We start from the raw sequence: 24605 nt of genomic DNA, 5'->3' as shown, positions 1-24605 counted from the left end.
AAACTTGCTTTCATTAAACCTTTTTTTTACCCGATTTAAAATTTAACATACTGTCAATTGGACTTTTAATCAGGTTGTTATGATTTATTGGGCGATTTCTAAGATCTAAATTTCAACATACTTAATGATTACGACATCATGAAAAAGATACTTTTATTAGCTTTTTTTGCTATTGCTACAAGCCTTGAGGTCAAGGCACAATGTCCTGTTTCCGGATGGGCTTCCACAAATGGTGTGACTGGGGGAGGGAACACGACGCCAACAGTTGTTACAACCTATGCAGAACTAAGAACTGCTGTCAATACTGCATCGGTAAAAGTGATCCATGTTTCCGGACAAATCACTTTTCCTAGTGCGGGAAGACTGACACTTAATAACCAAACGAACAAATCTATCATAGGATTGGCCGGGGCAAGATTGATTTCAACCGACCTTACAGCCGGAGGTTCGGGAATTTTAACTTTGAAAAACAGTTCTAATATCCTTATCAAAAACCTTACGTTTGAAGGGCCTGGTGCCTATGACGTAGATGGTAACGATAATATGACGATAGATAATTGCACCAATGTCTGGGTAGACCATTGCACTTTTCAGGATGCATTGGATGGCAATCTTGATATCAAAAATGCTTCTGATCTGATATCGATAACGTGGACAAAATTCGAATATCTGAAACCGCCAATTGCAGGAGGCTCCGGAGGAAGCAACGACCATAGATTCTCAAACCTTTTCGGGTCATCTGACAGTGATACGCAGGACGATGGAAAGCTGAGGATCACAATGCAATATTGCTGGTGGGCAAACGGAGTGCGAGAAAGAATGCCGAGAGTGAGGTATGGAAAAGTACATCTGGTGAATAATTACTTCAGTAGTTCTGTCAGCAATTACTGCATCTATGCAGGGTACAAAGCGGATTTGTTAATTGAGGGCAATTATTTCGATGGTGTGAAAAACCCGATCAGGTTAGAAACCGGGAATTTCACAGCGGCGCAATCCGTTGATAATACATTTGTTGGAACTTCCGGCACGGCGGTTGGCTCCGGAACGGCATTCACGCCACCTTATTCATTAACCAAAATTCCTTCTCAGGATGTGAAACAAACTGTAATGGCAGGGGCGGGAGCTGTACTTTTACAACCGACGGACTGTCTTTTTTTAGGAACTAAAGAAACGGTTTCAAAAAGTATTTCTAATGCTTCTTTTTATCCCAATCCAGCTTCCGGAAATATTGCTTTAAAAATTTTCTCCAATTCCAATAACAGACCTGTAACAATTAATGTCACCGATTTTTCGGGCAAGTCGGAAGGAGTTATTTACAAAGGAACTTTAACAAAGGGAAATAATACCATTAATTCTATTCCCCTGGAAAAATTAGGCAAAGGTGTTAAACTTTTTGAAGTTAAAACCGAAGATGATTCCTATATCCAAAAAGTGATCATCAAGTAAACTTTAAGATAAAATCATTTCACGAACAATTAATTAATAAATTACCCATGAAAAAAAATCTGATCTTCCCAATTGCACTTTGCAGTGCTCTGATGATTTTTGGAATCGGAAAAAGTATTTCTTTTTTTTCAGATTCATCTTATGAGCATTCACAAACCTCTTTCTCAAAAATCGATAAAATTGAGCAGACAAAACGATCCTCAAAAAAATATTCGAAACCATTTGAAGCAACGCCAGCTTCTGTCAACTGGCCGCTGATCGCAGATGTTACGACCAAATCTTTGGAAGGTAATCTGGAGTCTGGTCTGGTCTATCCAACAGCTGTATTGAAAACTGAGGTCAATTCTAAAGTTGATTTCACTGGCGACGGAATAGTTGATAGCAACATCGATTTCTATCAATATAATGGAACCAGTAATAGCTGGACAGGAACCGGAAGTACAACCGTCATAGATGAAACCAAATATGTTCAGTTTGATGTCAACGCAACCAACGGCGGAACTTTCACGATCAATAGAGTGGAAGCTTTGGTGGGAGGCGCTGGAACAAGTAATATGTATTATCAGGTATTTTACAGTTTGAATGCGGATTTCTCCGACAGGGTCCAGATCAAAAGCGCAACACAATTAACCCCAAGTGGCAAAGCACAAACATTGGATGTAACGCTTGCAACGTCTGTTGTGATTTCGGGAAGCCAGAAGTTCTACCTCAGGTTTTATCCTTATCTGGCATCTGCTACCACCGGAAAACAGTTTGCACTTAGGAATGTGAAGATCTCCGGAACTATGGAAGGTGATGTTGCCAATCCGGCAACGGTTTCTACTACTGCAGTTTCATCTGTCTCAACAACAACAGCTAAAACCGGTGGAACTATTTCCAGCAACGGTGGTGGAGCAATATCGGAAAGCGGTGTGGTTTGGAGCACGAATCAGAATCCCACCATTGCAGACTCCAAAACTACAGAAAACGCAACTTCTGGTTCTTATGTAAGTGCTTTAACTGGTCTATTGCCCAATACGACGTATTACGTTCGTGCCTATGCAACCAATTCAGCAGGCACATCTTATGGCTCCCAGGTCAGTTTTACAACTTTGGCAAGCATTGTTGTGCCAACAGTTACCACAACTTCGCAATCCCAGGTGACAAATAAATCTTTTGTAGTTTCGGGGAATGTTACCGATTGGGGCGGAGCGGAAATAACAGAAAGAGGGATTGTCTGGTCAAAGACAGAAACAACGCCAAGCATCGAAAATGCAACCAAAGTATCAACAGGTTCCGGTTTAGGGGCTTTTTCTTCCTACGTTTATGGTGTTGATCCTTCAACTCTTTATTACGTAAGGACATTTGCGACCAATTCAGCAGGGACATCTTACGGAAGTACGGCGACGGTAACAACAAAAGCAACTGATCCGGATGTTCTCAGAACGATTGCTAAGGATGGTTCAGGAAATTACACGACAGTTCAGGCTGCTTTTGATGATGTTCCTGACAATTATACAGGAAGATGGATCATTCATATCAAACCTGGGACTTATACAGAACGACCTACACTGTTGTCTGCAAAATCAAACGTATTCTTAATAGGAGATGATGCTGCAACAACGGTTATTACCAATAATATTTCTGCCGGCGACATCAATCCTGATACAGGAAGTGCTTACGGAACATCACTTTCTCAAACGATGGCGATTTTCGGAAGTGATTTTACAGCTTCTAAAATTACCATTGCCAATACTTTTATGAACTCTACAGCTAATACACAAATTAATTCTCAAACACAGGCTGTTGCTCTTAAAACACAAGGCGACCGTCAGGCTTTCTATGATTGCAGGATTATCGGTTATCAGGACACTTATTTAGGAAACAGTATTGGTAGGGCTTACTTCAAAAATTCTTACATAGAAGGAAATGTAGATTTCATTTTCGGAAGACAGACTGTGGTTTTCGACCATTGTACAACTTATATCAATCGAAATAACAGTGTTGTTACAGCGCCTTCAACAGAAGCGACCACCAAATTCGGGTTTGTTTTCCTGGATTGTAATTTGACGGTTCCTGCTGCTGGAACAGCTGATTTTAACGGTACCACGATCAGTAACTTCCACTTTGGAAGAGCTTGGCAAAATACACCAAAATCTGCTTTCATCAGATGTGAAACACCTTCTATGCTCAATCCAACGGGTTGGACAACACCTATCAATGGGGTGATTCCTGTGACGTTCGTAGAATATGGAAATACAGGGGACGGGGCAACGCCAGACAGATTGGCCCAGAGAGCAAATGGAGGAATGGTCCTTACACAGCCGGAATCTTTGCCATATACGATTTCCAATGTTTTCAAAAAAGATACTGATCCTTCATTCTTATTCGATTGGATGCCGGAATCTTCCGTTAATATTGATTTTGGGACTTTGGCTGTCAACGATATCAAAGGCAACAAAACTTTGGTTTATCCAAATCCTTTTTCTGAACAGGTAACGATTGCTTATACTCTGAAGTCCAATTCTGATGTGGTACTTACCATATATGACGTCAACGGAAGGATTGTGAAGAATATCAGAAAATCAAATGAGAAATCTGGACAGAAAGAATTGGTTGTTTCTACAACAGATTTGAATTCAGGGGTTTATTTCTATACTTTGAAAAATAGCACAGAACAGATCAGCGGAAAATTGATCAAAAACTAAAAAACATTAATTTTCCATAAATAAAAGAGCCGTCTTCATTTCGGTGGAGCGGCTTTTTATAGAAAACAAGAAATGCGGAACTGAAAAAAAGATATCAAAAGATTTTGATTCCAAAAGCAGTTGGGACGGGTATTATTTATATATTTACAACAACCAATATTCATCAACGGATATATGACGAAAAAAAACACGACGATATATGACATTTCCAAAAAACTGAATGTGAGTGTGGCGACTGTTTCCAGGGCGCTGAACGACCATCCAAGAATCAGCCAGGAGACCAAAGAGCTGGTAATGGCTGCTGCCAAGGAAATGAATTATAAACAGAATAATCTTGCAAAAGCGCTTAAAAGTGGTGAGACAAAAACCGTAGGTGTCATTGTTCCTTACATTAATACCAATTTCTTCTCATCGGTTATCAGAGGTCTGGAAGAAGAACTGTCCCCGCATGGATATCATGTGATCATCTGCCAAAGTCATGAGGATGCTGCGATAGAAAAGAAACAGCTCAATACTTTGCTGAATACACAGGTCGACGGGATTTTTATTTCGATTTCCAGAAATACTTCTGATATGGAATATATTAAAAAAATACTGGCAACCACCAATACGCCAATTATCTTCTTCGATAGAAAGAAGGATATTCCGGGAATCAGTACGATCACGATCGATGACCACAAGGGTGCTTTTATGGCGACGGAACATCTTATTAATCAAGGATATAAAAATATTTGTCATTTTTCGGGTGACCAGAATCTGGAGATCTATCAGAATCGTCTCAATGGTTACATCGATGCGCTTAAGGCCAATAATTTACCTGTTGTTAAAGAAAATATCATTAATACAGGAAGTTCCATTGAAGAAGGAATAAGTGCAGTAAAAAATCTTTGGAAGCGCAAGATAAAGCCGGATGCCATTTTCTCTGCTTCGGATTTTACGGCATTAGGTGCCTGTAAAGAAATTAAGAATCTTAAGGTCAGAATCCCGGAAGATATGGGTGTGATCGGTTTTAGTAATGAGCCTTTTACCCAATTTATGGAATTGTCTATCAGTTCTGTGGATCAAACACCGGTCGTAATGGGAAAAATAGCAGGAAATGTTTTTCTGGAAAGAATAAAAGACAACTCATCAGGAATCAGCATAGAGAAGAAACTGGTTCTTTCACCGACCCTTCATATTAGACAATCATCCAGCAGAAAAAAATAAGAAACTCCCAATTTTGGGAGTTTCTTATTTTTACTTTTTTATTAGATTCAATTATTTGTAATTGATTTTTCCACCAACTACTTTTTTATCATTTCTGGTTTTTGGATCTCCATAAACATCGATCACGCCGCCAGCTCTGGTGGTAGCTGTAACAGACTCGGAGGCATAAACAGAAGCTTGACCGCCAGCGTTGGTTGTGATACTTGTGATGTTTGTTTTCAGGTTTTGTCCATCATATTGACCACCCGTATTTACAACTACAGATTGGGAATCTGCTTCACCGGATAATTTCAGTGAACCTCCGGTATTGACTTTTCCTTCAACTACACTTGCATCTACATTCAGATCGATCTGCGAACCTTCATTAGAGGTAACCTGAAGTTTAGAAGCTTTCAAAGCATCACTTGAATTAATGACCGCCCCTTGGCTTGCCTGGATATTGTTGATGTCTTTATAGTATAGAACCACTTTTACCTCGTCACCTTGTAAAAGTTTCAGGGTTTTCATTCTTAACTTTAGTTCGTTTCCGGAGTTTACGAATTCTATGTCATCCGATTTCGACCCACTAAGTTCCGCTTTGTAAGAAGAGGAAGATACTAATTCTACGGGTATTTTATCAAATACTTTCAACGAGGTAAAGGCACCTACCTCTTTGGTTTGGGCAAATGAAAACTGCGAGAATAGAAATACAGACGCAGCTACAATTATATGTTTCATAATTTTTTTCGATTTACGTCTCAATAACAAATTAGAAACCACTTTATGTTAGAATATGTTAAAGTTGGAGTGTGCTCCTCTCTTTATAATGTAAAAACCTTAAATTTAATTTTATTAATTATGAGAAAGGTCCAATATCTGTTTCTATTTATAGTTATAATGTCTTGTCAATCTGTCAGGAAGAATAATCTGTTTTTAGAAAAAAAGATACCTGTGGCGCAACTTAAGAAAGATGTTGATTTTACTTATGATAAACTTAAGAGATTCCATCCGGAACTTTACTGGTACATATCCAAAGCTGATCTGGACCATAAATTTGACAGTCTGAAAACAACTATTACAAAACCTCTGACGCCTAATGAGTTTTTTTTCCAGTTCTCTCCGGTCATTGCAAGCATCAATGAGGGGCATCTTAGGCTGAAAGCTATCCCAAGGAAATATACCAAAGCAGAGCAAAAGGCTTTCAGGACCAAAAGACCGTTATTTGGATTGATGGATTATCAGGTTGTTGGTAACAAGATGTTTGTGAAAGAAAACAAGGAAGATGTTAAGAATATAAAGGTAGGAACAGAGATACTAAAGATCAATGACGAAAATGTATCTGACCTGATCAGTAAATACAGAAAGCTTTATAGCTCGGATGGGAAGAACCAGACCTTTCAGAAGTATTTTATGAATCTTTCTTTTTTTAATTATTATACCTTGGAAAAAGGTTATCTTGACAGCGTTATCTTGCAGACGAAATATAATAATGTCATTTCTGACGTTTTTATTAAAAGAGAGAAGAAAACAGATCAGCAAGTGAATATAGATAGGGTAAAACCGAAAATAACCACTGTCCAGAAAGTGCAGGATTACGATGCCGGCTCCAAGACCTACAACAGGGATCTGAAATTCCTGAAGAGTGATAGCAGCGTAGCATATATCAAAGTGAAAACCTTTTCGGCGACCCTTGCTAAGAAATTTTACAAAGAGACTTTTGCAGAGATCAAGAATGCACAGTCAGATTATCTGATCTTGGATATCCGGGATAATCTGGGGGGATCACTTTCAGAGATCAATACCTTATATTCTTACCTTACTGACAAAGAATTTACACTGATCAAATCTCCCGAGATGACCTCCAGGACCTCGGGTCTTCATCAGAACTACTTCCGAGGACAGACTATTCTCTCTTCCATTTTCAGTGCGGTAGGTTATCCGTTTTTCTTGGCCGGAAACTACTTTTTATCATCCAGGAAAGGAGATCGGTATTACTTCCGTGAATTCGCATCCAAGCCAACGAAACCAAAAAAGAATGCATTCCGGGGCAAGCTCTACGTTTTGGTCAATGGCGGTAGTTTCTCGGCGGCGTCCATTATTTCTGCCAAGTTGAAGTATGAGAAAAGAGCACTGATCGTAGGCGAGGAAACAGGCGGTGCGAATGACGGAACTGTAGCTGGGGTAAATAACACCGTGATCTTGCCCCATTCCAGATTAGTGCTTCCCATAGGACTTTTCCTTATCCGCCCGAATATCGAATTCGATAACAACAGTAGAGGGGTGATGCCCAATGTGGAGATAGATATTAACTTCGATGATATACCTGGCTGCGAGGAAGACAAGATGATGAAGTGGGTTTTGGATGATATAGATTTCCGAAATTCTATTGTACGGAAAGCAAAGTAACTTTAACATAAAAATATTAAAACGATCAGTGCTATTAGCTTTAGATGTACACTACCGGGAAGAAGAAGCGAAAGCGGTTGGTGTATTATTTCATTGGAAGGATCCAGATCCGCAAAATATTTTAATAGAATATATCAGCGAGGTAGATGCATATATTCCGGGATTATTCTACAAAAGAGAGTTGCCTTGTCTAATAAAGATCATAGAGAAATTGGATATTAGCGAACTCGAAGGTATTATTGTAGATGGATATATTTATGTGGACAACGACCATAATTATGGACTTGGAGGGAAACTCTATGAAATTTTGGAAAATAAAATACCGATCATTGGCGTTGCAAAAACGCCTTTTTATAATAACAAAGAAACTGTAGCTGAAATCAAAAGGGGAGAAAGCAATAATCCCTTATATATTTCAGCCATTGGAATAGATCTCTCTACTGCCGCCCAAAAAATTCGGGATATGTATGGCACCTTTAGAATCCCGAATATTCTTAAAACTCTAGATCAGATTACAAAATCTGATAATAATTAATTGTATTTATTTAATTGTACGAATGATGCGTCTTTCTTCGAGCGGAGAAAGCATCGTTCTACGTTCGAAGAAATAACCTTTCTCTGCCCGAGGAACACGCTCTTCTCAAAATAATATTCGAAATATTCTTAAATTCAAACTCTGCCTAATTGTCAAAAAAACAGAATTGGCAAAGGAATTGAAAAACCTATCCTGTAAAATTATCGAAATGGAAGAAAACAAAGATATACACGAGGAAAACCTTAATTCTGAAACTCAACAACCTGAAACGACGGAAACGGACAATCAGGAAAATGTGTCACAACAACCGACTGCAGAGGAACTTTTGGCAGAAGAAAAAGACAGGTACATCCGTCTTTATGCAGAATTCGAAAACTATAAGAAAAGAACTTTAAAGGAAAAGAATGAGTTCTATCTGTATGCATCAAAAGACCTTATGACATCTATGTTAGGTGTTTTGGACGACTTCGAAAGAGCATTGAAGGAGATTGCTAAAAATGGTAACGAAGATGACCTGAAAGGTGTGGAATTGATCTATCAGAAATTTAAAAACAAATTGGTTGAGAAAGGTCTTAAACCAATCGAAGTGAATGCCGGAGATGTTTTCAATGTGGATTTCCACGAAGCTATTACCCAGATTCCTTCGCCTACCCCGGAACTGAAGGGCAAAATCGTAGATGTTATCGAAACAGGTTATCAGTTGCATGACAAGGTCATCAGATTTGCTAAGGTTGTGACCGGAAACTAATATTTATAAATGATAAGAAATAATTGATAAATGATTTTTTCATTCTAAATATCAATTATTATTAATCAACTATCAATCATCAATTATGTCAAAACGCGATTATTACGAAGTTTTAGAAATATCCAAATCGGCAAGTGCTGATGAAATCAAGAAGGCCTACAGAAAAATGGCCATCAAATATCACCCAGACAAAAATCCAGGTGATAAAAACGCAGAGGAAAAATTCAAAGAGGCAGCAGAAGCTTATGAAGTTTTGAGCGACAGCAACAAGAAAGCGAGATATGACCAGTACGGTCATGCAGGAATGGGCGGTGCAGCTGGAGGCGGCGGTTTCGGTGGATTTGGAGGCGGAATGAATATGGAGGATATCTTCAGTCAGTTCGGTGATATTTTCGGCGGAGGCTTCGGTGGAGGTGGTCAAAGACAACAGCAGTCTCGTGGCTCCAATCTTCGTGTTCGTATCAAACTGAACCTTGAAGAGATGATTTCCGGAACACAGAAAACGATCAAGGTCAAAAAGATGAAACTTGCTCAGGGTGTGACCTCAAAGACCTGTCCTACCTGCCACGGTAGTGGTGTACAGGTCAAAGTGATGAACACGATGTTCGGCCAGATGCAGACGCAGACAACTTGCGGAACTTGCCAGGGTGTTGGTAAAGTTGCAGATAAAATTCCGTCCGGAGCTAATGCTCAAGGTCTTATCAAAGAAGAGGAAGAGATAACCATCAACATACCTGCTGGAGCTAGAGACGGCATCCAACTGAATGTAAGAGGAAAAGGGAACGATGCGCCACTTGGTGGAACGCCTGGAGATCTGCTTGTGGTGGTTGAGGAAGAGGTGGATAAAACTATCAAGCGTGAAGGCGACAATCTTCATCAGGAACTGTATATTTCTTTTGCAGAAGCAGCTTTGGGAACAACTAAGGAAATAAACGTAGTTGGTGGAAAGGTGAAGATCAAAGTGGATGAAGGAACGCAATCCGGAAAGATATTAAGATTAGCCGGAAAAGGTCTTCCAAACATTGAAGGTTACGGCGGAAAAGGCGATATGTTTGTTCATATCAATGTCTGGACACCTCAGAAGCTGACGAAAGAACAAAAAGAATTTTTCAAAAGCCAAATGGAGAACGGCGATATGAATGCCGAGCCAACCGGAAAAGAAAAGACATTCTTTGATAAAGTAAAAGATATGTTCAACTAAAAGATAAAAAAGAGACTTAATTTTAAGTCTCTTTTTTTATCTCATTGATTACGTTTGCACTGGGAAACCCGAAGGGTTTAATCTCAGTAGCCGTAGGTAAAACCTATGGAAAATAAGAATATTATAATGATTCAAATTTAATATTAGTTCAGATAAGAGCTATGGAATCCAAGCTGGTTATCTCACCAACAATCTGTCACAAACTGTCTTACTAAAATTCTCCTCCTGATTATTATAAAAAACCTTCATTGATTGGTCAAAATCTTCTTTCTGCAAAACCTTGATAATAGTTCCTAGACCAAGATTTCTTTTATTAAGAAAATTCAGGAATTCTTCAGAAGAAGTGGTTACTGAGGCTAATTCTACTGTTTCATTCTCTTTGCATTTGCTGAGTTTTTTAAGTTCAGGCTGGATAACATTCCCATCTTTGTCCGGGATTGGTTCGCCGTGCGGGTCCACTTTTGGGTAATTCAGGATTTCGTCCATTTTGTCAAAGAAAACATCAGAATGGATGTGCTCCAATTGTTCTGCGATCTCGTGGACATTTTCCCACCCGAATCCCATTTTTTCTACCAGGAACATCTCTGTTAGTCTATGCTTTCTTACGATAAGTGATGCTTCTTTTTTTCCGGATTCCGTAAGCTTGATCGGTTTGTAAGATTCATATTTTACCCAATTTTTATCTGCAAACTTCTTGATCATACTGTTTACAGAGGGCATCTTGATATTGAGTTGCCTGCTCAGATCATTCACGGAAACTTCATCATTCTCATTCACAAGATGATAAAGTGCTTTCAGATAATTTTCTTCGGTTAGAGAATTCATAATTCAAAGTTAAACAAAAGTTAGATAAGATCAGGTTTTGTTCTAACAATTTAACCTTCAGTTTAATTTTATCTTGATTGATAAATCAATAACTTTGATTCTTTAAAAAAGAAGTAGAAATAATGAAGAAATACTCTTTCAAAAATGATTATTCAGAAGGTTGTCATCCCAATATTTTAGAAGCATTGACCAAAACAAATCTCGTGCAGGAAAACGGTTACGGTTATGATGTGTATTCTGACGAAGCCAGAGAATTGATCAGACAAAAAATGAATCATCAAAATGCAGATATTCATTTTGTAAGTGGCGGAACTCAGGCTAATCTTTTAGTTATTTCCTCAATTCTTCGTCCTCATGAGAGTGTTATTTCTGCTGAAACAGGCCATATTTTCACTAATGAAACCGGAGCGATAGAAGCAACTGGACACAAGGTTCACGGACTTGTTACGGAAGACGGAAAACTAATACCGGAACATATTCGATCGGTTTTAGATACTCATACGAATAAACCTCATCAGGTCAAACAAAAACTCGTTTATATTTCTAATTCTACAGAGATCGGAACTATTTATAAAAAGAAGGAATTGCAGGAATTATCAGAATTTTGCAAAACCAACGATCTGTATCTCTTTATGGACGGAGCAAGATTAGGACAGGCTTTAACTTCTGAGATCAGTGACCTGACATTGGAAGATATAGCTAACTTGACCGACATTTTTTATTTGGGAGGAACAAAAAATGGAGCTTTGCTGGGAGAAGCAATTATTATAACAAATGATAAATTGAAAGAGGAATTTGGATTCCATGTCAAGCAGAAAGGTGCAATGTTGGCAAAAGGAAGGTTGTTGGGCATTCAGTTTCTGGAATTGATGAAGAATGATCTGTATTTCGATTTGGCAAAACATTCCAACGTTCAGGCAATGAAGATCAAATCTGCTTTTCAGAACAAAGGTTTCCAATTTTTATCTGATACACATACCAACCAGATCTTCCCGATCTTGAATAATTCGAAAATCGGGAAACTGTCAGAAAACTTTGATTTCTATGTATGGAAAAAGATGGATGAAGAGAGTTCTGCGATTCGATTGATCACATCTTGGGCCACTTTTGATGAGGTTGTGGAAGAATTCTTAGGAGAAATATCATTATTATAATTTTTAATACAGATGGTCATCGATTATAAAAAAATTGATCTGTTCGGAAAACAATTTATTCAAAAGGTGGTCCTGCAACCGCCTTTTGATTTTACTTTCCCTGTTGCTGAACAAGCTTGTTTTTTGTATATGTTAAAAGGAGAGATGCAATATCGATCAAATGATGATCATATTGATATTCCTACGAAACATTCACTATTGCTGAATTGTATAAACTCAGGGAACGAGATCCATGAAACAAGATCTGTTGAAAAAGGTGAAATTGTGATCGTTACTTTTCATCCGGATATTTTGAAAAAAATTTATGGCAAGGAGCTTCCGTCCGTATTTCAATCCAATAATAAAGCAAGCAATCAGTCAAGCGAAAAAATAAATAATGATTTTTTGATTCAAAGATATATCGAAGGACTTTTGTTTTATTTTGATAATCCGTCTTTGGTTAATGATGATATCTTGATTTTAAAACTAAAAGAGATCATCCTTTTGCTATCCCAGACACAAAATGCCGAGACCATAAAAGTCATTTTATCCCAACTTTTCTCACCAATTACTTATACTTTCAAACAAATAATAGAAGCTAGTTTGTTTTCACAAACAGGAATCGAAGAGTTGGCAAACAAGACCAATCTGAGCCTTTCTTCCTTTAAGCGGGAATTTAAAAAAATATATAACGATTCTCCGGCCAATTATATCAAAAATAAGAGGTTAGAAAGAGGTGCCGAATTACTATTGATATCCAATGAGCGTATCACAAGCATCGCTTTTGACTGTGGATTTAATGATTTGGCAAGTTTCACCAAAAGTTTTCATAACAAATATGGCATTACGCCGACGAACTATCGCTTGACCCGAATTTCCAAATAATTGACCTTATTTCTAAAACCATTCTGTTTTTTGAATCGCAATTTTGTGATGTCAATAATGACATTCAAATTTAAAATTACATTATGGGATTATCAATTTTGGGAATTTTTCACACATTTATAGGTATTGTCGCAATTGTTGCTGCAATTGTAGGATTTATAAAAAATGGCAAGATAGACCTTGGTAAAATCACAGGGAAAGTCTATTTCTATTTTACACTTGTCACATCATTAACTGCCTTGGGATTATCAAAACACGGCGGGTTCAATCCGGGGCACGTCTTCGCACTCTTCATCGTGCTTATGATTTTGATAGCTTACTTTCTATATTATAAAAAACAGGAAAGTGAAAGGGCGCGTTTTTTTGAGAATTTCCTTCTATCATTCAGTTTTTTCTTATCACTGATTCCCACGGTTAACGAAACGTTTACCCGAGTTCCACTTGGTCATCCTTTAGCAAAAGCCCCTACAGATCCGATTATTGCTCAAACGCTTCTTGTGCTTTTTGTTTTATTTTTGGTAGGCTCTGTTTTTCAATTCAGGATGCAGAGGAAAATTAATAAGATTAAATAAAAAACTCCCAAATCTGGGAGTTTAATTTTTTATACAGTTGTTTCTTCCTTCGGAAGTTTGAATTTCTTAGAATAGATCATGATCACCAATCCGGCAACCATGAACGGGATACTCAGAACCTGTCCTGTATTGAGTCCTGCAAACTGAATGATCTCGTCGCCCTGTGGCTCTTTCAGGAATTCTACAAAGAAACGGATGGCCCAGAGAACAATGAAAAACAATCCAAATAACCAGCCTTGCTGATATTTTTTGTCTGTTTTTTTATACAAAAACCAAAGCACGAAAAAAAGACAAACGTACCCGAACGCTTCAAAAAGTTGTGTCGGATAACGGGGAATAGTTACGCCATATTCAGAACTTTGCTGAGGGAAAAGGATAGCGAAAGGAGAATTTGGGTCAACCGGTTTTCCTAAAATTTCAGAATTGAAAAAATTTCCCATCCTCACAAAAGCACCTCCCGAAGCTACAACAATACCGATTCTGTCATAGACCCAAAGCGGGTTTTTCTTGATGATCTTTAAACTGTAATATAAAGTGGTTACAATCACCGCAATTGCTGCACCATGACTTGCCAAACCGGAAAATCCTGTGAAATGCAAACCGCCTTTGGTGCTAATTGGTAAGAATACACTCAAGAAATCTTCTTTGAACAATTCTGGTTGATAGAAAATAACGTGTCCCAATCTAGCACCAAGAATAGTTCCTACCAAAGTCCAGGTGAAAAACGGTTCCAGATACTTCTCGTCCACGCCATCGATCTTGAAGATTTTTGCCATTATAAAATAGCCTAATCCAAAAGCGAAAATGAACATCAAACTATAAAAATGAAGCATTACAGGTCCCAATTTGATTCCTTTTACGGGATCCCAGATTTTGAAACTTGTTTCCAGTTCTACGTTGTCAGCTGGTTTCAAAACCGTATTCGATTTTAATAGATATTTGAAATTTTCAATATTTTTCTGTTCCAATGTGGCATCCACAGGTTTGAAATCCTTATCCAAGAATTGAAATTTATTGCTCTTGAAAGATCCTAAAATGTTCTGGATACTGCCAAGATGTTCTGCCGATTCCGGAGTGATATTATCTTCATTTAAGATGACTAGTTCGTTTGGAATATTACGAGAGGCAGCATTGTATAATGAATCTGTTCTTTGGGTTGCGAAGATTTTCACAGCCAAAGTTTCTTTGTTATTTATTTTCAAAGTCCCGTCAGAAAGACCTGTGTTAGAATTTTGAGCAGAAACAACCTGGAAAACTCCTGCAAAAAGAATTAGATAAAATCTAAAAAAAATATTATTCATTGATAACTGATTTTAATGTTGTTTTGGTGGAACAGGGTCGTAACCTTCACCGCCCCAAGGATGGCAACTTGCGATTCTTTTAATAGAGAGCCAGCCTCCTTTGAAAAATCCGTGGACTTTCAGCGCTTCCAAAGTATAATGTGAACAAGTAGGGTCATATCTGCAGTTTTTCCCCAGCCAAGGCGAGATAGCAAATTGATAAAACTTTATCAATGCGACAATCGGAAAAATCAGGATCTTGTTCAGCATAATAGTTTGAGCTATGCAAAAATAATAGAAAAAAGATTAGGGAAATCAAAATTAACGAACAATAACAATTGTATTCTGAATACTTTCATCTTTAATGTTAACCATATTTAAACAATAGTTTAAATCAATGATACGATTATAGATTTTATAATATTCAAATTTGAATTTAATTGATAAAATCTTGATTTTTGCAAAATGGATAAAAGAATACTTCCGTTGACTTTAGGCGGATTGGCAATTGGTACTACAGAATTTGTGATAATGGCGCTTCTGCCGGATGTAGCAAGATCTTTGAGCATCTCTATTCCGCAGGCAGGACATTTTATCTCTTCTTATGCTACAGGTGTTGTAGTTGGTGCACCGGTTTTGGTAGCTTATGCTGCAAAATTTCCTCCAAAAAGAATCTTGATCTTTTTGATGATCGCTTTCACCATCTTTAATGGATTATCGGCTTTAGCAAATGATTATTATACCATGATGATCCTTAGATTTTTATCAGGACTTCCTCATGGTGCATTTTTCGGTGTGGGGATTGTTGTTTCTTCACGATTGGCAAAGCCGGGAAAACAGGCGCAAAGTATCGCAGTGATGTTTGCAGGTCTCACGCTCGCAAATCTTGCGATGGTCCCTTTTGTGACTTGGTTGGGACATCAGTTATCTTGGCGATATGCGTTTGGAGTTGTTGCTTTGATAGGATTGATTACAATAATTGCACTCAAATTTCTCCTTCCTTATATGGATAGTTTGCGAACAGTTACTTTGAAAGACGAATTGGAGTTTTTTAAAACAATGAAAGCCTGGCATATTATTTCGATTTCAGCAATTGGATTTGGTGGTTTGTTCGCTTGGTTCAGTTACATTACTCCTTTGATGACCAATGTTTCTAATTTTCCTACGGATTCTATTGCTTATATTATGATTCTTGCCGGTTCGGGAATGGTTGTTGGAAATTTTCTTGGAGGAATAATGTCTGATAAGATGAGGCCGGCTTTGGCTGCTTCTATTCTTTTTCTGGCAATGATCTTGGCTCTGATCTGTGTGTTTTTCTTTTCAGAGAACAAAATAGTTTCTCTTGTTCTGACTTTCGTCTGTGGTGTTTTATCAATGGCGGTAGGAACACCTATCAATATTATAATGCTCCGTACTGCAAAAAACTCAGAAATGATGGCTGCTGCTTTTATGCAGGCTGCTTTCAATATTGCTAATTCTCTCGGTGCATTTTTCGGCGGATTGCCTTTAGAATTTGGATTGTCTTATAATTATCCATCTTTGGTAGGAGCAGGCTTATCCATTATAGGATTGTTACTTTGCCTCGGATTTATGAGAAAATATAAGCCTGTTATTTAGATTTATCAATTGTTCGGAAAGTCAGACTGATTCTTGGTTTGATGATTCTTGTCGTTGTTGGTAATCTGTGAAGCCAGAATTTTTGAGTTGTATCTTTCATCATCAAAAGACTTCCGTGCTCAAGAATAAGAGAAACCAATTCTTTGGTCGTTTTATGCTTGAAGTTGAATTTTCTCTCAGCTCCAAAACTTACAGAGCTGATGGCGCCATTATCTTTCAGATCTTTTTCGCCGTCACTGTGATAAGCCATTCCTTCTGAACCGTCGTGATACAGGTTTAGTAAACAGGAATTGAATGTTTCTCCGCTCACATTCTCAATTTTTTCTTTGATTTCGAGAAGTGTTTTGTTCCAGGGCAAAGCTGTTTTTGTTCTTCCGGAATAAGTATAACTGAATTCTTCGTTACCATACCAAGCGACTTTCCTTTTGGTTTCAATCAGTTTTCCGAAGATAACGGCTTCATCACTTTTCCATTCGATTTCGGTCATTAGTTTTTTGAAATAATTATTTGCTTCTTCTTCAGAAAAAATTTTTCCATAGTAGGAAGTTGTTCCGTCGTAGGGCAGAATATTTTCAATGATTTCAAATTGGTCGTCAAAAAGGTTCATTATTTGGTTTCGTCAAAATTGTCGTAGTAAGTAAGGTCTTTGGTTATTTTTCCATTCTCGATGGTAAAAATAGTGCAAATCGGGAGTTCAAATTTTGAATTGTCAGGAGCAGTTCCCGTTGAAACGAATTCTACAATCACATTCTTATCTCCGGAGACGTAGATCTGCTTTATTTCATCTTTCAGGTCTGGGAAAATATGATTCAGTTCAGAATATTTTTTAATAAAATCTTGCTTGCTCTGTTTCACTATTCCCGTTCCCAAGCTTGGGTCTTTGAATTCTGCATTTTCGATATATAGCTCTGAAAGCTCTTTCCATTTGTGGGCATTGAACAATTCGAAATATTGCTTTACCAACTGCTCATTCTCTGTGTTTTTTTCACAAGAAGATTCGCAGCAGGCGATCAGAAAGAAACTAATTAATAAAAAAAATAAAGATTTGATGCTTTTCATTTGAATCGGTTTGGTGACTAATTTACAATTTTACATTGAAATTGGAGAAGTTTGGTCTTTCCTTTTTTATAATATTAGCTATAATCCGTATTTTTGCACGCGATTATTATTTATCAAACCTCATTTATCAAATATCAAATGAAGCCGAGCTTAGCAAAAGGAACAAGAGATTTTACTGCGAAAGAAGTTTCCAGGAGAAAATATATCATCAATATCTTACAGAATAATTTCGAATTGTTTGGCTTCCAGCCTTTGGAAACTCCAAGTTTCGAAAACCTTTCTACTTTGATGGGTAAATATGGCGAGGAAGGTGACAGATTGATTTTCAAGATCCTGAATTCCGGAGATTACGCTTCGAAAACGAATGAGGAAGATTGGATGGCTAAAAATTCGCAAAAACTGATTTCCCAGATTTCTGAAAAAGCGCTTCGTTATGACCTCACTGTTCCCTTCGCAAGATTTGTTGCGATGAATCAAGGGCAATTGGCATTTCCATTCAAACGCTATCAGATCCAGCCGGTTTGGCGTGCGGATCGTCCGCAGAAAGGGAGATTCAGAGAGTTTTATCAGTGTGATGCAGATGTTGTTGGAAGTACAAGTCTTTGGCAGGAAGTTGAGTTGCTTCAGTTGTATTTCAAATCGTTCAAAGATTTGAAATTATCAGTTTCGGTTCATATCAATAACAGAAAAATACTTTCCGGAATTGCAGAATATGCTGGAATTGCTGATAAATTAATTGATTTTACCGTTGCGCTTGACAAACTGGATAAAATTGGAAAAGATGGCGTGACTAAAGAAATGCTGGAAAAAGGAATCTCGGAAGAAGCGATTTCAAAATTGGATTTCCTTTTTGATCAGACCAATGATGCACTTGAGAATTTATTAAACTTAAAAGAAAAATTTGCTGGAAACGAAACCGGACTGAAAGGAGTAGAAGAACTGGAGTTTGTGATCAGTAATGCATTATCTCTCGGCATAGATTCCCAAAACCTTGTTTTTGATATTACTCTAGCAAGAGGATTGGATTATTATACAGGTGCGATTTTCGAAGTGAAAGCTGATGAGGTTGCGATGGGTTCCATCGGCGGAGGTGGGCGTTATGATAATTTGACGGAAGTTTTCGGTGTGAAAGATGTTCCTGGAATTGGTATTTCTTTCGGGTTGGACAGGATCTATCTTGTGATGGAGGAATTAGGGATCTTCCCGGAAGATTCTGATGTAAAAGTAAAATATCTTTTTGCCAATTACGGAGAAAAAGAATCTATCGAAGCTTTGAAGCTGATTTCTGAGCTTAGGGATAGAAATATTTCTGCCGAACTTTATCCCGAAGCCTCTAAATTGAAAAAACAGTTTGCTTATGCTGAGAAAAAAGGAATTGAAAACCTTGTTTTTTTAGGTGAGCAAGAAATAAAAGACCAAACTGTTACGGTCAAAGATCTTTTTTCCGGTGAACAAAGGTCTTTGAAAATAGAAGAATTCTTAAAATAAATTTATTATTATAACAATCCGTGAAGTCTTTCTAAGGGAGAAAAATTATTGCCGTTATTATTTTCGAGCTCTTTTTTCCTTTTTCGGATGAAGTCTGTAGGACGGATGCCATTGATCTCATAAAAAAGATCTGAAAAGTTTTGTCGAGACGCAATGCCACATTCCTTTGCCAAGGTATCTATGGTATAATTGAGATAGATGCTCTTCTCAAACATAAGTCTCGTAATGTATCTGATTCTTAAGTCACCCAGATACTTATTGAAGTTCATTCCTTTTTGCTCATTGATGACGTTGGATAGATAATTTGTATTCGTATCCATTTGAATGGCAAGCTTTTGTATTGTAAGACCTTTTTGGGTAAATTGTTTTTTCTCTTCGAAGGATTGCAGTTTCCTTAACAGGTCCCTTTTTATAGCTGCCGCAATTTGGGTTTTTTTCTCATCCAGTGAGTCAGAGGTTAAAATAGTGGCAGGCGAAGTTCTTGTGGCCGTATTTTCTGAGCTTACATAGCTGTTATTCTTCATCTTGTCTTCCAAAAGAAGATATTTGCTAAGCGTATCTTTTTCCTTTTTGTACTTCTTGTTTAGAATAAAGACGATGACGCCTCCTGAAATAAATAAAGCAGCAATCAGGAATCCTCCCCAGGTATTTGCGGTCTCTAGCCTTCCTTTTTCTTCTATAAGCGTGTTTGTATCATATTCGCGGTGGATCTTCAAAGAAAGATAGGCAAAGTCTCGGGAAATAATACTGTCCGCTTTCAATAATTGTGTTGTATAGAAAAGTTGCTTTTCGTGGTCTTTATTTATTTTGTAATGATTAATGAGCAATTCATAATTTTCTCTCAGTTCGGGAAGTATAAAATCATGCTTTGTAAAGATGGAATCGGTTTTTTTGAAATTGGAGATTGCTTTTTCTTCATCTTTGAGGGCAAGATAGCTTTTACCGATGTAAAAATAATCTACAGATATCCAGGCAAAATCATCTTTTATCAAACTTAGAGATTCGCTCAAGTAATCAATGGCAGAGGTATATTTGTTATTATTGTATTCAGAAAGTCCTTTGCATTTCAAGAAATAACTTCTTTCCAATAAAAAATCTTTATCATTAAAGGTTTTTAAAAGACCAACATCTATAAGGGAGTCTGTTTTTTTTGTATCCTTTAGGTTGCTGTAGCAGATCACCATCTGATGTAAGCTATTAAGGTAGCCTTTTTTGTTATTGAACCTTTGAGATTCGTGTGATGTTTTGTCATTGGATTCTGCCTCAAAATAGGATACGCAATTTTTGAAAAGTTCTAAAGCTTCCTCATGGTAACCTAAATAATTTTTGACAACGCCAAGATGGTAAGAAACTTTGTTTTTTAAGTAGAGATCCCGAGTGTCTTTAGAATATTTGTATGCCATCAGATATTCATCCAATGCAGGTTTGTATTTTCTGTAATTGGCGTAGTATACACTCCCTTTCAAGACATAGGCCGTTGCTATCCTGTTATCATTCGAAGATTTATACGCAGCATCTAGACAACTGTCCGCATATTTCAATTTTTTTTCCAAAGATTTGGAATAGTAAACGGCATCACGGTAACCTTGGAAAAGTTCCAGATCTCTTTTTTCTGCTTTTGCCTTTTTGATGTAGGAATTTAAATATGGAAAAGCACGGCCATCATCTTCAGGAAAATTACTGTATTTTTTTCTTAATATCTCATAGCTTTTTGGGCTAGTGTCTTCTGAAAAAACATAGCTGGAAAATAACAGAAATATGATCAAGAAAAAATTCTTCATTATAATTATTATCTCAATCATTTGTGTCCTCAAAAATACGGAAATATGAAATATGTTTGAGAAATTTTTAATAAAAAAACGTTATGACAAGTGAACTGTTAATAATAAATTTAATCAGTTGTAAATCAATAATTTAAATATGTCCTTATTTATGAATTAGGACGTCAAGATTTCCAAATCGAGACCATATATGTTTTTATAAATGGTCTTTTGCGCATACTTTTGCGATGTATTTCAAATGAAATATTTTTTAAACCGACTCATTTTAATAAACATTAAACATCATTTATATCATGAAAAAATTTATTTCCATTTTAGCGATTGCTGTCATCACTACAAGCTTCGTTTCTTGCCGACAAGAAGACGAGACTGCTGACCTACAAGAGAGTGTCACACAACAAAATAAAAATCTTAGAAAAACAGACGATTCTACGCAGGTAGGCACAGCTACTAATACTACAACTTCTGCAGCCGCTGCACCGGAAGTAGATCCAGATCCACCAGTGAGAGATGGAACTAGATGGTAGTCTAGAGACAACCTTATAATTAATAGAAACATTCATTATTTGCATTTTATATCTGCCTCATTTCTTTTGAGAATTGGGGCAGAGTATAAAGTAGGGTTCATTCGATTCAGTGTTACTACTGGTAACGAACATAAAATAAGATCGAGAAACAGTATAAGCTTCACGTTCTGAAAAAACTAATTTTATGAAAACGATATATTTCTTAATTTTTGGTTTGTTATTTATCAATATCAAATCACAGATTGGAATAAATACACAGAAACCTTTAGCTAATCTAGAGGTACATAAATCTTCACTAATTACAATTCCGGACGGAATTATACCGCCCCGAACCACGGCAGACTCACTGAAAATGAAAGATCAACTCTATGGTTCGCCCCAAAACGGTGCATTTATCCATATTGTTGCCCCGTTATCTTCACCTGCGTCCCCTAAAACTCAGAATATGACAAGTTCTGGTTACTATATTTATGATGCACATTATACGCATGCAGATAAGACGAAAGGGCTTTGGAAAAAAATGTTCAGTGATCCCAGTGCTTTTGCCGCAAAGGGAGTGTCTGGATTATCATTGGTAAGTTCGGGAACCGAGTTTTTGGGTTCTGATTTTAAGATTCTTCAATTCAACGCCCAATTGGTACAAGAGATGGGACAGGAATTTGTAAAGGATAACCAATATATAGTTCCAGAAACTGGACTGTATATGATTAATTATTCTCTTAGATTCGGAGATGGACTGACCAAAGATATTCCAGCTTCTGCAAAACCTGGTCTGGTGATTTCCAGAACCTCATATGCCGGAAAGGTACCTACATTATTAGACCATGTTTTATTAGCAAATGGTACAATTCCGGTCATCGCAACCAAAGTTTCTTTAACAGAAGGCCGTATTGATCATATTTATAACCTGAAAGCGGGTGAGAAACTTAATTTCGGGATTGTGACAGGCGGTATGGATCTTTCTGTTTTGGGAGATATTTCTACAGAGATTTCAATTTATAAAATAAGATAATCATTATGTCAAAATTCAATAACTTAATAATAGTAAAATTAGTTGCCATCATTTTGTTTGTTTTGAAAATGTTTTTTGGCGAAGAGATATTCCGAAAAAGACCGGACTACGAAAATAATTGATTTTTTTTCCGGACTTTCTTTTTATATAGATTTGTTGACCAAGGGTGCAGATGTCTAACAAAAAATGATTCTTAAAAGTCAGATTAGAAAAAGTATCTGTATTTTTGCAGGAAATTCAATTTTATGAAGCCCGGACAAACTCAAACTCTTACGATCTCTGAACAAATATCTTCTGGATACATTCTGCGAGATGACAATGGCGAAAAAGCCTTTATTCAAAAGGTCTTTGCAGATGATTCTTGGGAAGTTGGCAGAGAAGTGGAGGTTTTTGTTTATCAGGAAGAAGGTAATCTGAAGGCAACAACCGAAAAAGCCAATGCAGAGATAGGAGAATTTGCTGTAATGACCTGCGTGCAAAGTCTGCCGACAGGAGCGTTTATGGATTGGGGAATCATCAAAGATCTCTTTATCCCCTACAAGCAACAAAAATCTAAAATAATAGAAGGTAAACGTTACTTAGTGTATGTGTATATTGATGAGGCAACCGGCTTGATTACCGGGACAACCAAATTCAAACGGAATCCACAATACGAAGATCTGCCTTTCAGAAGCGGAGACAAAGTCGATCTGATCATGATGAACGAGTCTGAATTGGGATGGAATGTCATTATCAATAAACAATACATAGGATTGATCTATGCATCCGATGTTTTCAAAAAATTATATCCTCTATCTGAGGAGACCGGTTATATCAAAACAATCCGCGAAGATGGTAAAATAGATGTTACGCTTCAGCCGCAAGGCTTTGAAAACGTAGACGAATTCAAACAAAAAGTCATAGACAAGCTCAACGATAACTATGGACTTCTTTATCTTTCTGACAAATCTACGCCGGACGAGATCAAAGATGAGCTCGGAATGAGCAAAAAGAACTTCAAAAAAGCGATAGGAAGTCTTTATAAAGATAAAGTGATCGAGATTTTGGAGGATAAGATCAGATTGTTGTGATTATTATGTCAATTATCAGATTTACGAAACTTATTTTATAATTGTTTTTCATTGGAATCGTTTTTGTTTGAAAAGACGAAATAAAAGCAGATGAAAAAGATTCTCATAAGTGGTGCAACAGGACTTGTTGGCAAAAAACTTTCCCGGAAATTATACGAGCGAGGTTATCAGGTAGAAACCTTGGTCCGCTCTAGATCGAAGAGATCCAGCTTCAAATCATACGTTTGGGATTATGAGAATGGCTTTCTGGAAGAAGGTGCGCTGGATAATACATATATTTTCATTCATTTGGCAGGAGCACCGATCAGCAAGCGCTGGACAGAATCTTACAAAAAAGAGATCTACACAAGCAGGATAAACTCTGCACAGTTTATTTATGAACAGATGCAGAAACAAAATATCCATCCCGAAGCAATTATTTCGGCTTCTGCTGTCGGGTTTTATGGGCAGATCACATCAGGACATATTTTCTCGGAAGAAGATCTGCCTGCAGAAGATTTCTTAGGAAGAGTTTGTAATGATTGGGAGCAGAAAGCTTTACAATTTCAGAATTTGGGAAGCAGAGTTGTGAGAGTTAGGACTACAACCGTTTTATCCGAAAAAGGTGGTGCATTGGAAGTCTTAAGAAAACCGATTGATTTCAATATTGGCTCGGCATTGGGAACGGGTCAACAGTACTTTCCGTGGATCCATATCGATGATCTCGTAGATATCTATTTCAAAGCTGTGGAAGATGTTTCTATGAATGGCGCATACAACGCTTCAGCACCGGATTTTGTAACTAATGAAACCTTAACTGAAAAATTGGCTTCACATCTTCATAAAAGAATATGGTTACCTAACATTCCAAAATTTTTAATAAAAGCAATTTTGGGCGAAATGTCAGTTTTAGCTTTGGAAGGAAGCCGCATTTCTTCCAGAAAAATTGAAGACCTGGGCTTCAAATTCAAATATAGTAATCTGGATTCTGCATTGTCTGACATTTTAAATTAATTTGATTTGTTGGTTATTTCGGCTATTTTACTCTATTTTTGTGGAGTTCTCAAAACTATAGACCGAATTAAAATTGGATATTATTTGATTTTATCAACTTTATTTTAATTATTGTAGCTTCAAAAAAGTTCTGAGTGAAAAATCAAACAGTTAAA

Annotated in this window: 23 protein-coding genes; 16 read left to right on the top strand and 7 right to left on the bottom strand. The window is 37.2% G+C overall.

From position 1 onward, the window contains the following. Window positions 1-138: 138 nt before the first annotated feature. The 3 genes from K319_RS21115 to K319_RS0112135 all read left to right on the top strand — a co-directional run bounded on the left by K319_RS21115 (window position 139) and on the right by K319_RS0112135 (window position 5339). Window positions 139-1446 carry a pectate lyase family protein gene (locus tag K319_RS21115; protein ID WP_051230648.1) on the top strand — a complete coding sequence of 436 codons (1308 nt, stop codon included), beginning with the start codon at window positions 139-141 and terminating at the stop codon, window positions 1444-1446. 47 nt (window positions 1447-1493) lie between these two features. After that, a complete protein-coding gene (locus K319_RS21110; RefSeq protein WP_051230646.1) occupies window positions 1494-4133 on the top strand; it encodes a pectinesterase family protein in 2640 nt (879 codons plus the stop codon). Window positions 4134-4307: 174 nt separating this feature from the next. Further along, the gene (locus K319_RS0112135) at window positions 4308-5339 is read left to right on the top strand and encodes a LacI family DNA-binding transcriptional regulator (RefSeq protein ID WP_027383843.1); all 1032 of its coding nucleotides are present in this window, start codon (window positions 4308-4310) and stop codon (window positions 5337-5339) included. Between the two features lie 51 nt (window positions 5340-5390). On the opposite strand, the gene K319_RS0112130 is transcribed toward K319_RS0112135, so the two are convergent. Further along, window positions 5391-6056: a head GIN domain-containing protein gene (locus K319_RS0112130; protein WP_027383842.1), complete on the bottom strand. Its 666-nt coding sequence runs from the start codon at window positions 6054-6056 to the stop codon at window positions 5391-5393. 120 nt (window positions 6057-6176) lie between these two features. Between K319_RS0112130 and K319_RS0112125 the strand changes: the two genes are divergently transcribed. The 4 genes from K319_RS0112125 to dnaJ all read left to right on the top strand — a co-directional run bounded on the left by K319_RS0112125 (window position 6177) and on the right by dnaJ (window position 10208). Next, window positions 6177-7724 carry a S41 family peptidase gene (locus K319_RS0112125; protein ID WP_027383841.1) on the top strand — a complete coding sequence of 516 codons (1548 nt, stop codon included), beginning with the start codon at window positions 6177-6179 and terminating at the stop codon, window positions 7722-7724. Between the two features lie 28 nt (window positions 7725-7752). After that, complete coding sequence (locus tag K319_RS0112120) at window positions 7753-8259, top strand: endonuclease V (RefSeq protein WP_027383840.1); 507 nt, start codon at window positions 7753-7755, stop codon at window positions 8257-8259. A 208-nt stretch (window positions 8260-8467) separates the two neighbouring features. After that, entirely contained in the window at window positions 8468-9007 is a 540-nt protein-coding gene (locus K319_RS0112115; RefSeq protein WP_027383839.1) for a nucleotide exchange factor GrpE, read from the top strand. Between the two features lie 85 nt (window positions 9008-9092). Further along, window positions 9093-10208 carry a molecular chaperone DnaJ gene (gene dnaJ, locus K319_RS0112110; RefSeq protein ID WP_027383838.1) on the top strand — a complete coding sequence of 372 codons (1116 nt, stop codon included), beginning with the start codon at window positions 9093-9095 and terminating at the stop codon, window positions 10206-10208. A 177-nt stretch (window positions 10209-10385) separates the two neighbouring features. Here dnaJ and K319_RS0112105 read toward each other — a convergent pair whose 3' ends face one another. After that, window positions 10386-11033 carry a metal-dependent transcriptional regulator gene (locus tag K319_RS0112105; RefSeq protein WP_027383837.1) on the bottom strand — a complete coding sequence of 216 codons (648 nt, stop codon included), beginning with the start codon at window positions 11031-11033 and terminating at the stop codon, window positions 10386-10388. A gap of 122 nt (window positions 11034-11155) precedes the next feature. On the opposite strand from K319_RS0112105, the gene K319_RS0112100 reads away from it, so the two are divergent. The 3 genes from K319_RS0112100 to K319_RS0112090 all read left to right on the top strand — a co-directional run bounded on the left by K319_RS0112100 (window position 11156) and on the right by K319_RS0112090 (window position 13623). After that, complete coding sequence (locus K319_RS0112100) at window positions 11156-12187, top strand: threonine aldolase family protein (protein WP_027383836.1); 1032 nt, start codon at window positions 11156-11158, stop codon at window positions 12185-12187. A 12-nt stretch (window positions 12188-12199) separates the two neighbouring features. Continuing rightward, the gene (locus K319_RS0112095) at window positions 12200-13051 is read left to right on the top strand and encodes a helix-turn-helix domain-containing protein (RefSeq protein WP_027383835.1); all 852 of its coding nucleotides are present in this window, start codon (window positions 12200-12202) and stop codon (window positions 13049-13051) included. Window positions 13052-13134: 83 nt separating this feature from the next. Further along, a complete protein-coding gene (locus tag K319_RS0112090; protein ID WP_027383834.1) occupies window positions 13135-13623 on the top strand; it encodes a hypothetical protein in 489 nt (162 codons plus the stop codon). A gap of 29 nt (window positions 13624-13652) precedes the next feature. Here the strand turns inward: K319_RS0112090 and lgt are convergent, their stop codons facing one another. Then, window positions 13653-14513, bottom strand: coding sequence for a prolipoprotein diacylglyceryl transferase (gene lgt / locus K319_RS21780; RefSeq protein WP_034671755.1), 861 nt, complete (start codon window positions 14511-14513; stop codon window positions 13653-13655). Window positions 14514-14936: 423 nt separating this feature from the next. Beyond that, the gene (yidD, locus tag K319_RS0112080; RefSeq protein ID WP_027383832.1) at window positions 14937-15173 is read right to left on the bottom strand and encodes a membrane protein insertion efficiency factor YidD; all 237 of its coding nucleotides are present in this window, start codon (window positions 15171-15173) and stop codon (window positions 14937-14939) included. A 195-nt stretch (window positions 15174-15368) separates the two neighbouring features. Here yidD and K319_RS0112075 point away from each other — a divergent pair, with 195 nt between their 5' ends. After that, the gene (locus tag K319_RS0112075) at window positions 15369-16520 is read left to right on the top strand and encodes an MFS transporter (protein WP_027383831.1); all 1152 of its coding nucleotides are present in this window, start codon (window positions 15369-15371) and stop codon (window positions 16518-16520) included. Here the strand turns inward: K319_RS0112075 and K319_RS0112070 are convergent. After that, the gene (locus K319_RS0112070) at window positions 16513-17127 is read right to left on the bottom strand and encodes an alpha-ketoglutarate-dependent dioxygenase AlkB family protein (RefSeq protein WP_027383830.1); all 615 of its coding nucleotides are present in this window, start codon (window positions 17125-17127) and stop codon (window positions 16513-16515) included. The two genes, K319_RS0112075 and K319_RS0112070, sit on opposite strands and share 8 nt — an antisense overlap. Next, the gene (locus K319_RS0112065) at window positions 17127-17579 is read right to left on the bottom strand and encodes a nuclear transport factor 2 family protein (RefSeq protein WP_084403439.1); all 453 of its coding nucleotides are present in this window, start codon (window positions 17577-17579) and stop codon (window positions 17127-17129) included. The genes K319_RS0112070 and K319_RS0112065 overlap by 1 nt, the downstream gene beginning before the upstream one ends. A 138-nt stretch (window positions 17580-17717) precedes the next feature. On the opposite strand from K319_RS0112065, the gene hisS reads away from it, so the two are divergent. Then, window positions 17718-19067 (top strand): histidine--tRNA ligase, encoded by a 1350-nt coding sequence (gene hisS, locus K319_RS0112060; RefSeq protein ID WP_027383828.1) that lies wholly within the window; start codon window positions 17718-17720, stop codon window positions 19065-19067. Window positions 19068-19075: 8 nt separating this feature from the next. Here the strand turns inward: hisS and K319_RS20345 are convergent, their stop codons facing one another. Continuing rightward, window positions 19076-20848 (bottom strand): helix-turn-helix domain-containing protein, encoded by a 1773-nt coding sequence (locus K319_RS20345; RefSeq protein ID WP_051230642.1) that lies wholly within the window; start codon window positions 20846-20848, stop codon window positions 19076-19078. A gap of 293 nt (window positions 20849-21141) precedes the next feature. Here K319_RS20345 and K319_RS0112050 point away from each other — a divergent pair, with 293 nt between their 5' ends. The 4 genes from K319_RS0112050 to K319_RS0112030 all read left to right on the top strand — a co-directional run bounded on the left by K319_RS0112050 (window position 21142) and on the right by K319_RS0112030 (window position 24450). Beyond that, window positions 21142-21375, top strand: coding sequence for a hypothetical protein (locus tag K319_RS0112050; RefSeq protein WP_027383827.1), 234 nt, complete (start codon window positions 21142-21144; stop codon window positions 21373-21375). 184 nt (window positions 21376-21559) lie between these two features. After that, a complete protein-coding gene (locus K319_RS0112045) occupies window positions 21560-22387 on the top strand; it encodes a hypothetical protein (RefSeq protein ID WP_027383826.1) in 828 nt (275 codons plus the stop codon). Window positions 22388-22632: 245 nt separating this feature from the next. After that, window positions 22633-23457, top strand: a complete 825-nt coding sequence (locus K319_RS0112035; protein WP_027383825.1) for a CvfB family protein — start codon at window positions 22633-22635, stop codon at window positions 23455-23457. A 90-nt stretch (window positions 23458-23547) separates the two neighbouring features. Further along, window positions 23548-24450, top strand: a complete 903-nt coding sequence (locus K319_RS0112030) for a TIGR01777 family oxidoreductase (protein ID WP_027383824.1) — start codon at window positions 23548-23550, stop codon at window positions 24448-24450. Window positions 24451-24605 lie beyond the last annotated feature (155 nt).

The organism is Epilithonimonas caeni DSM 17710 (assembly GCF_000426465.1).
In the GTDB taxonomy this organism is placed as follows: Bacteria; Bacteroidota; Bacteroidia; order Flavobacteriales; family Weeksellaceae; genus Epilithonimonas; species Epilithonimonas caeni.
The sequence above is the reverse complement of the archived record's forward strand: the minus strand, read 5'-3'. Positions and strand labels throughout refer to the sequence as shown.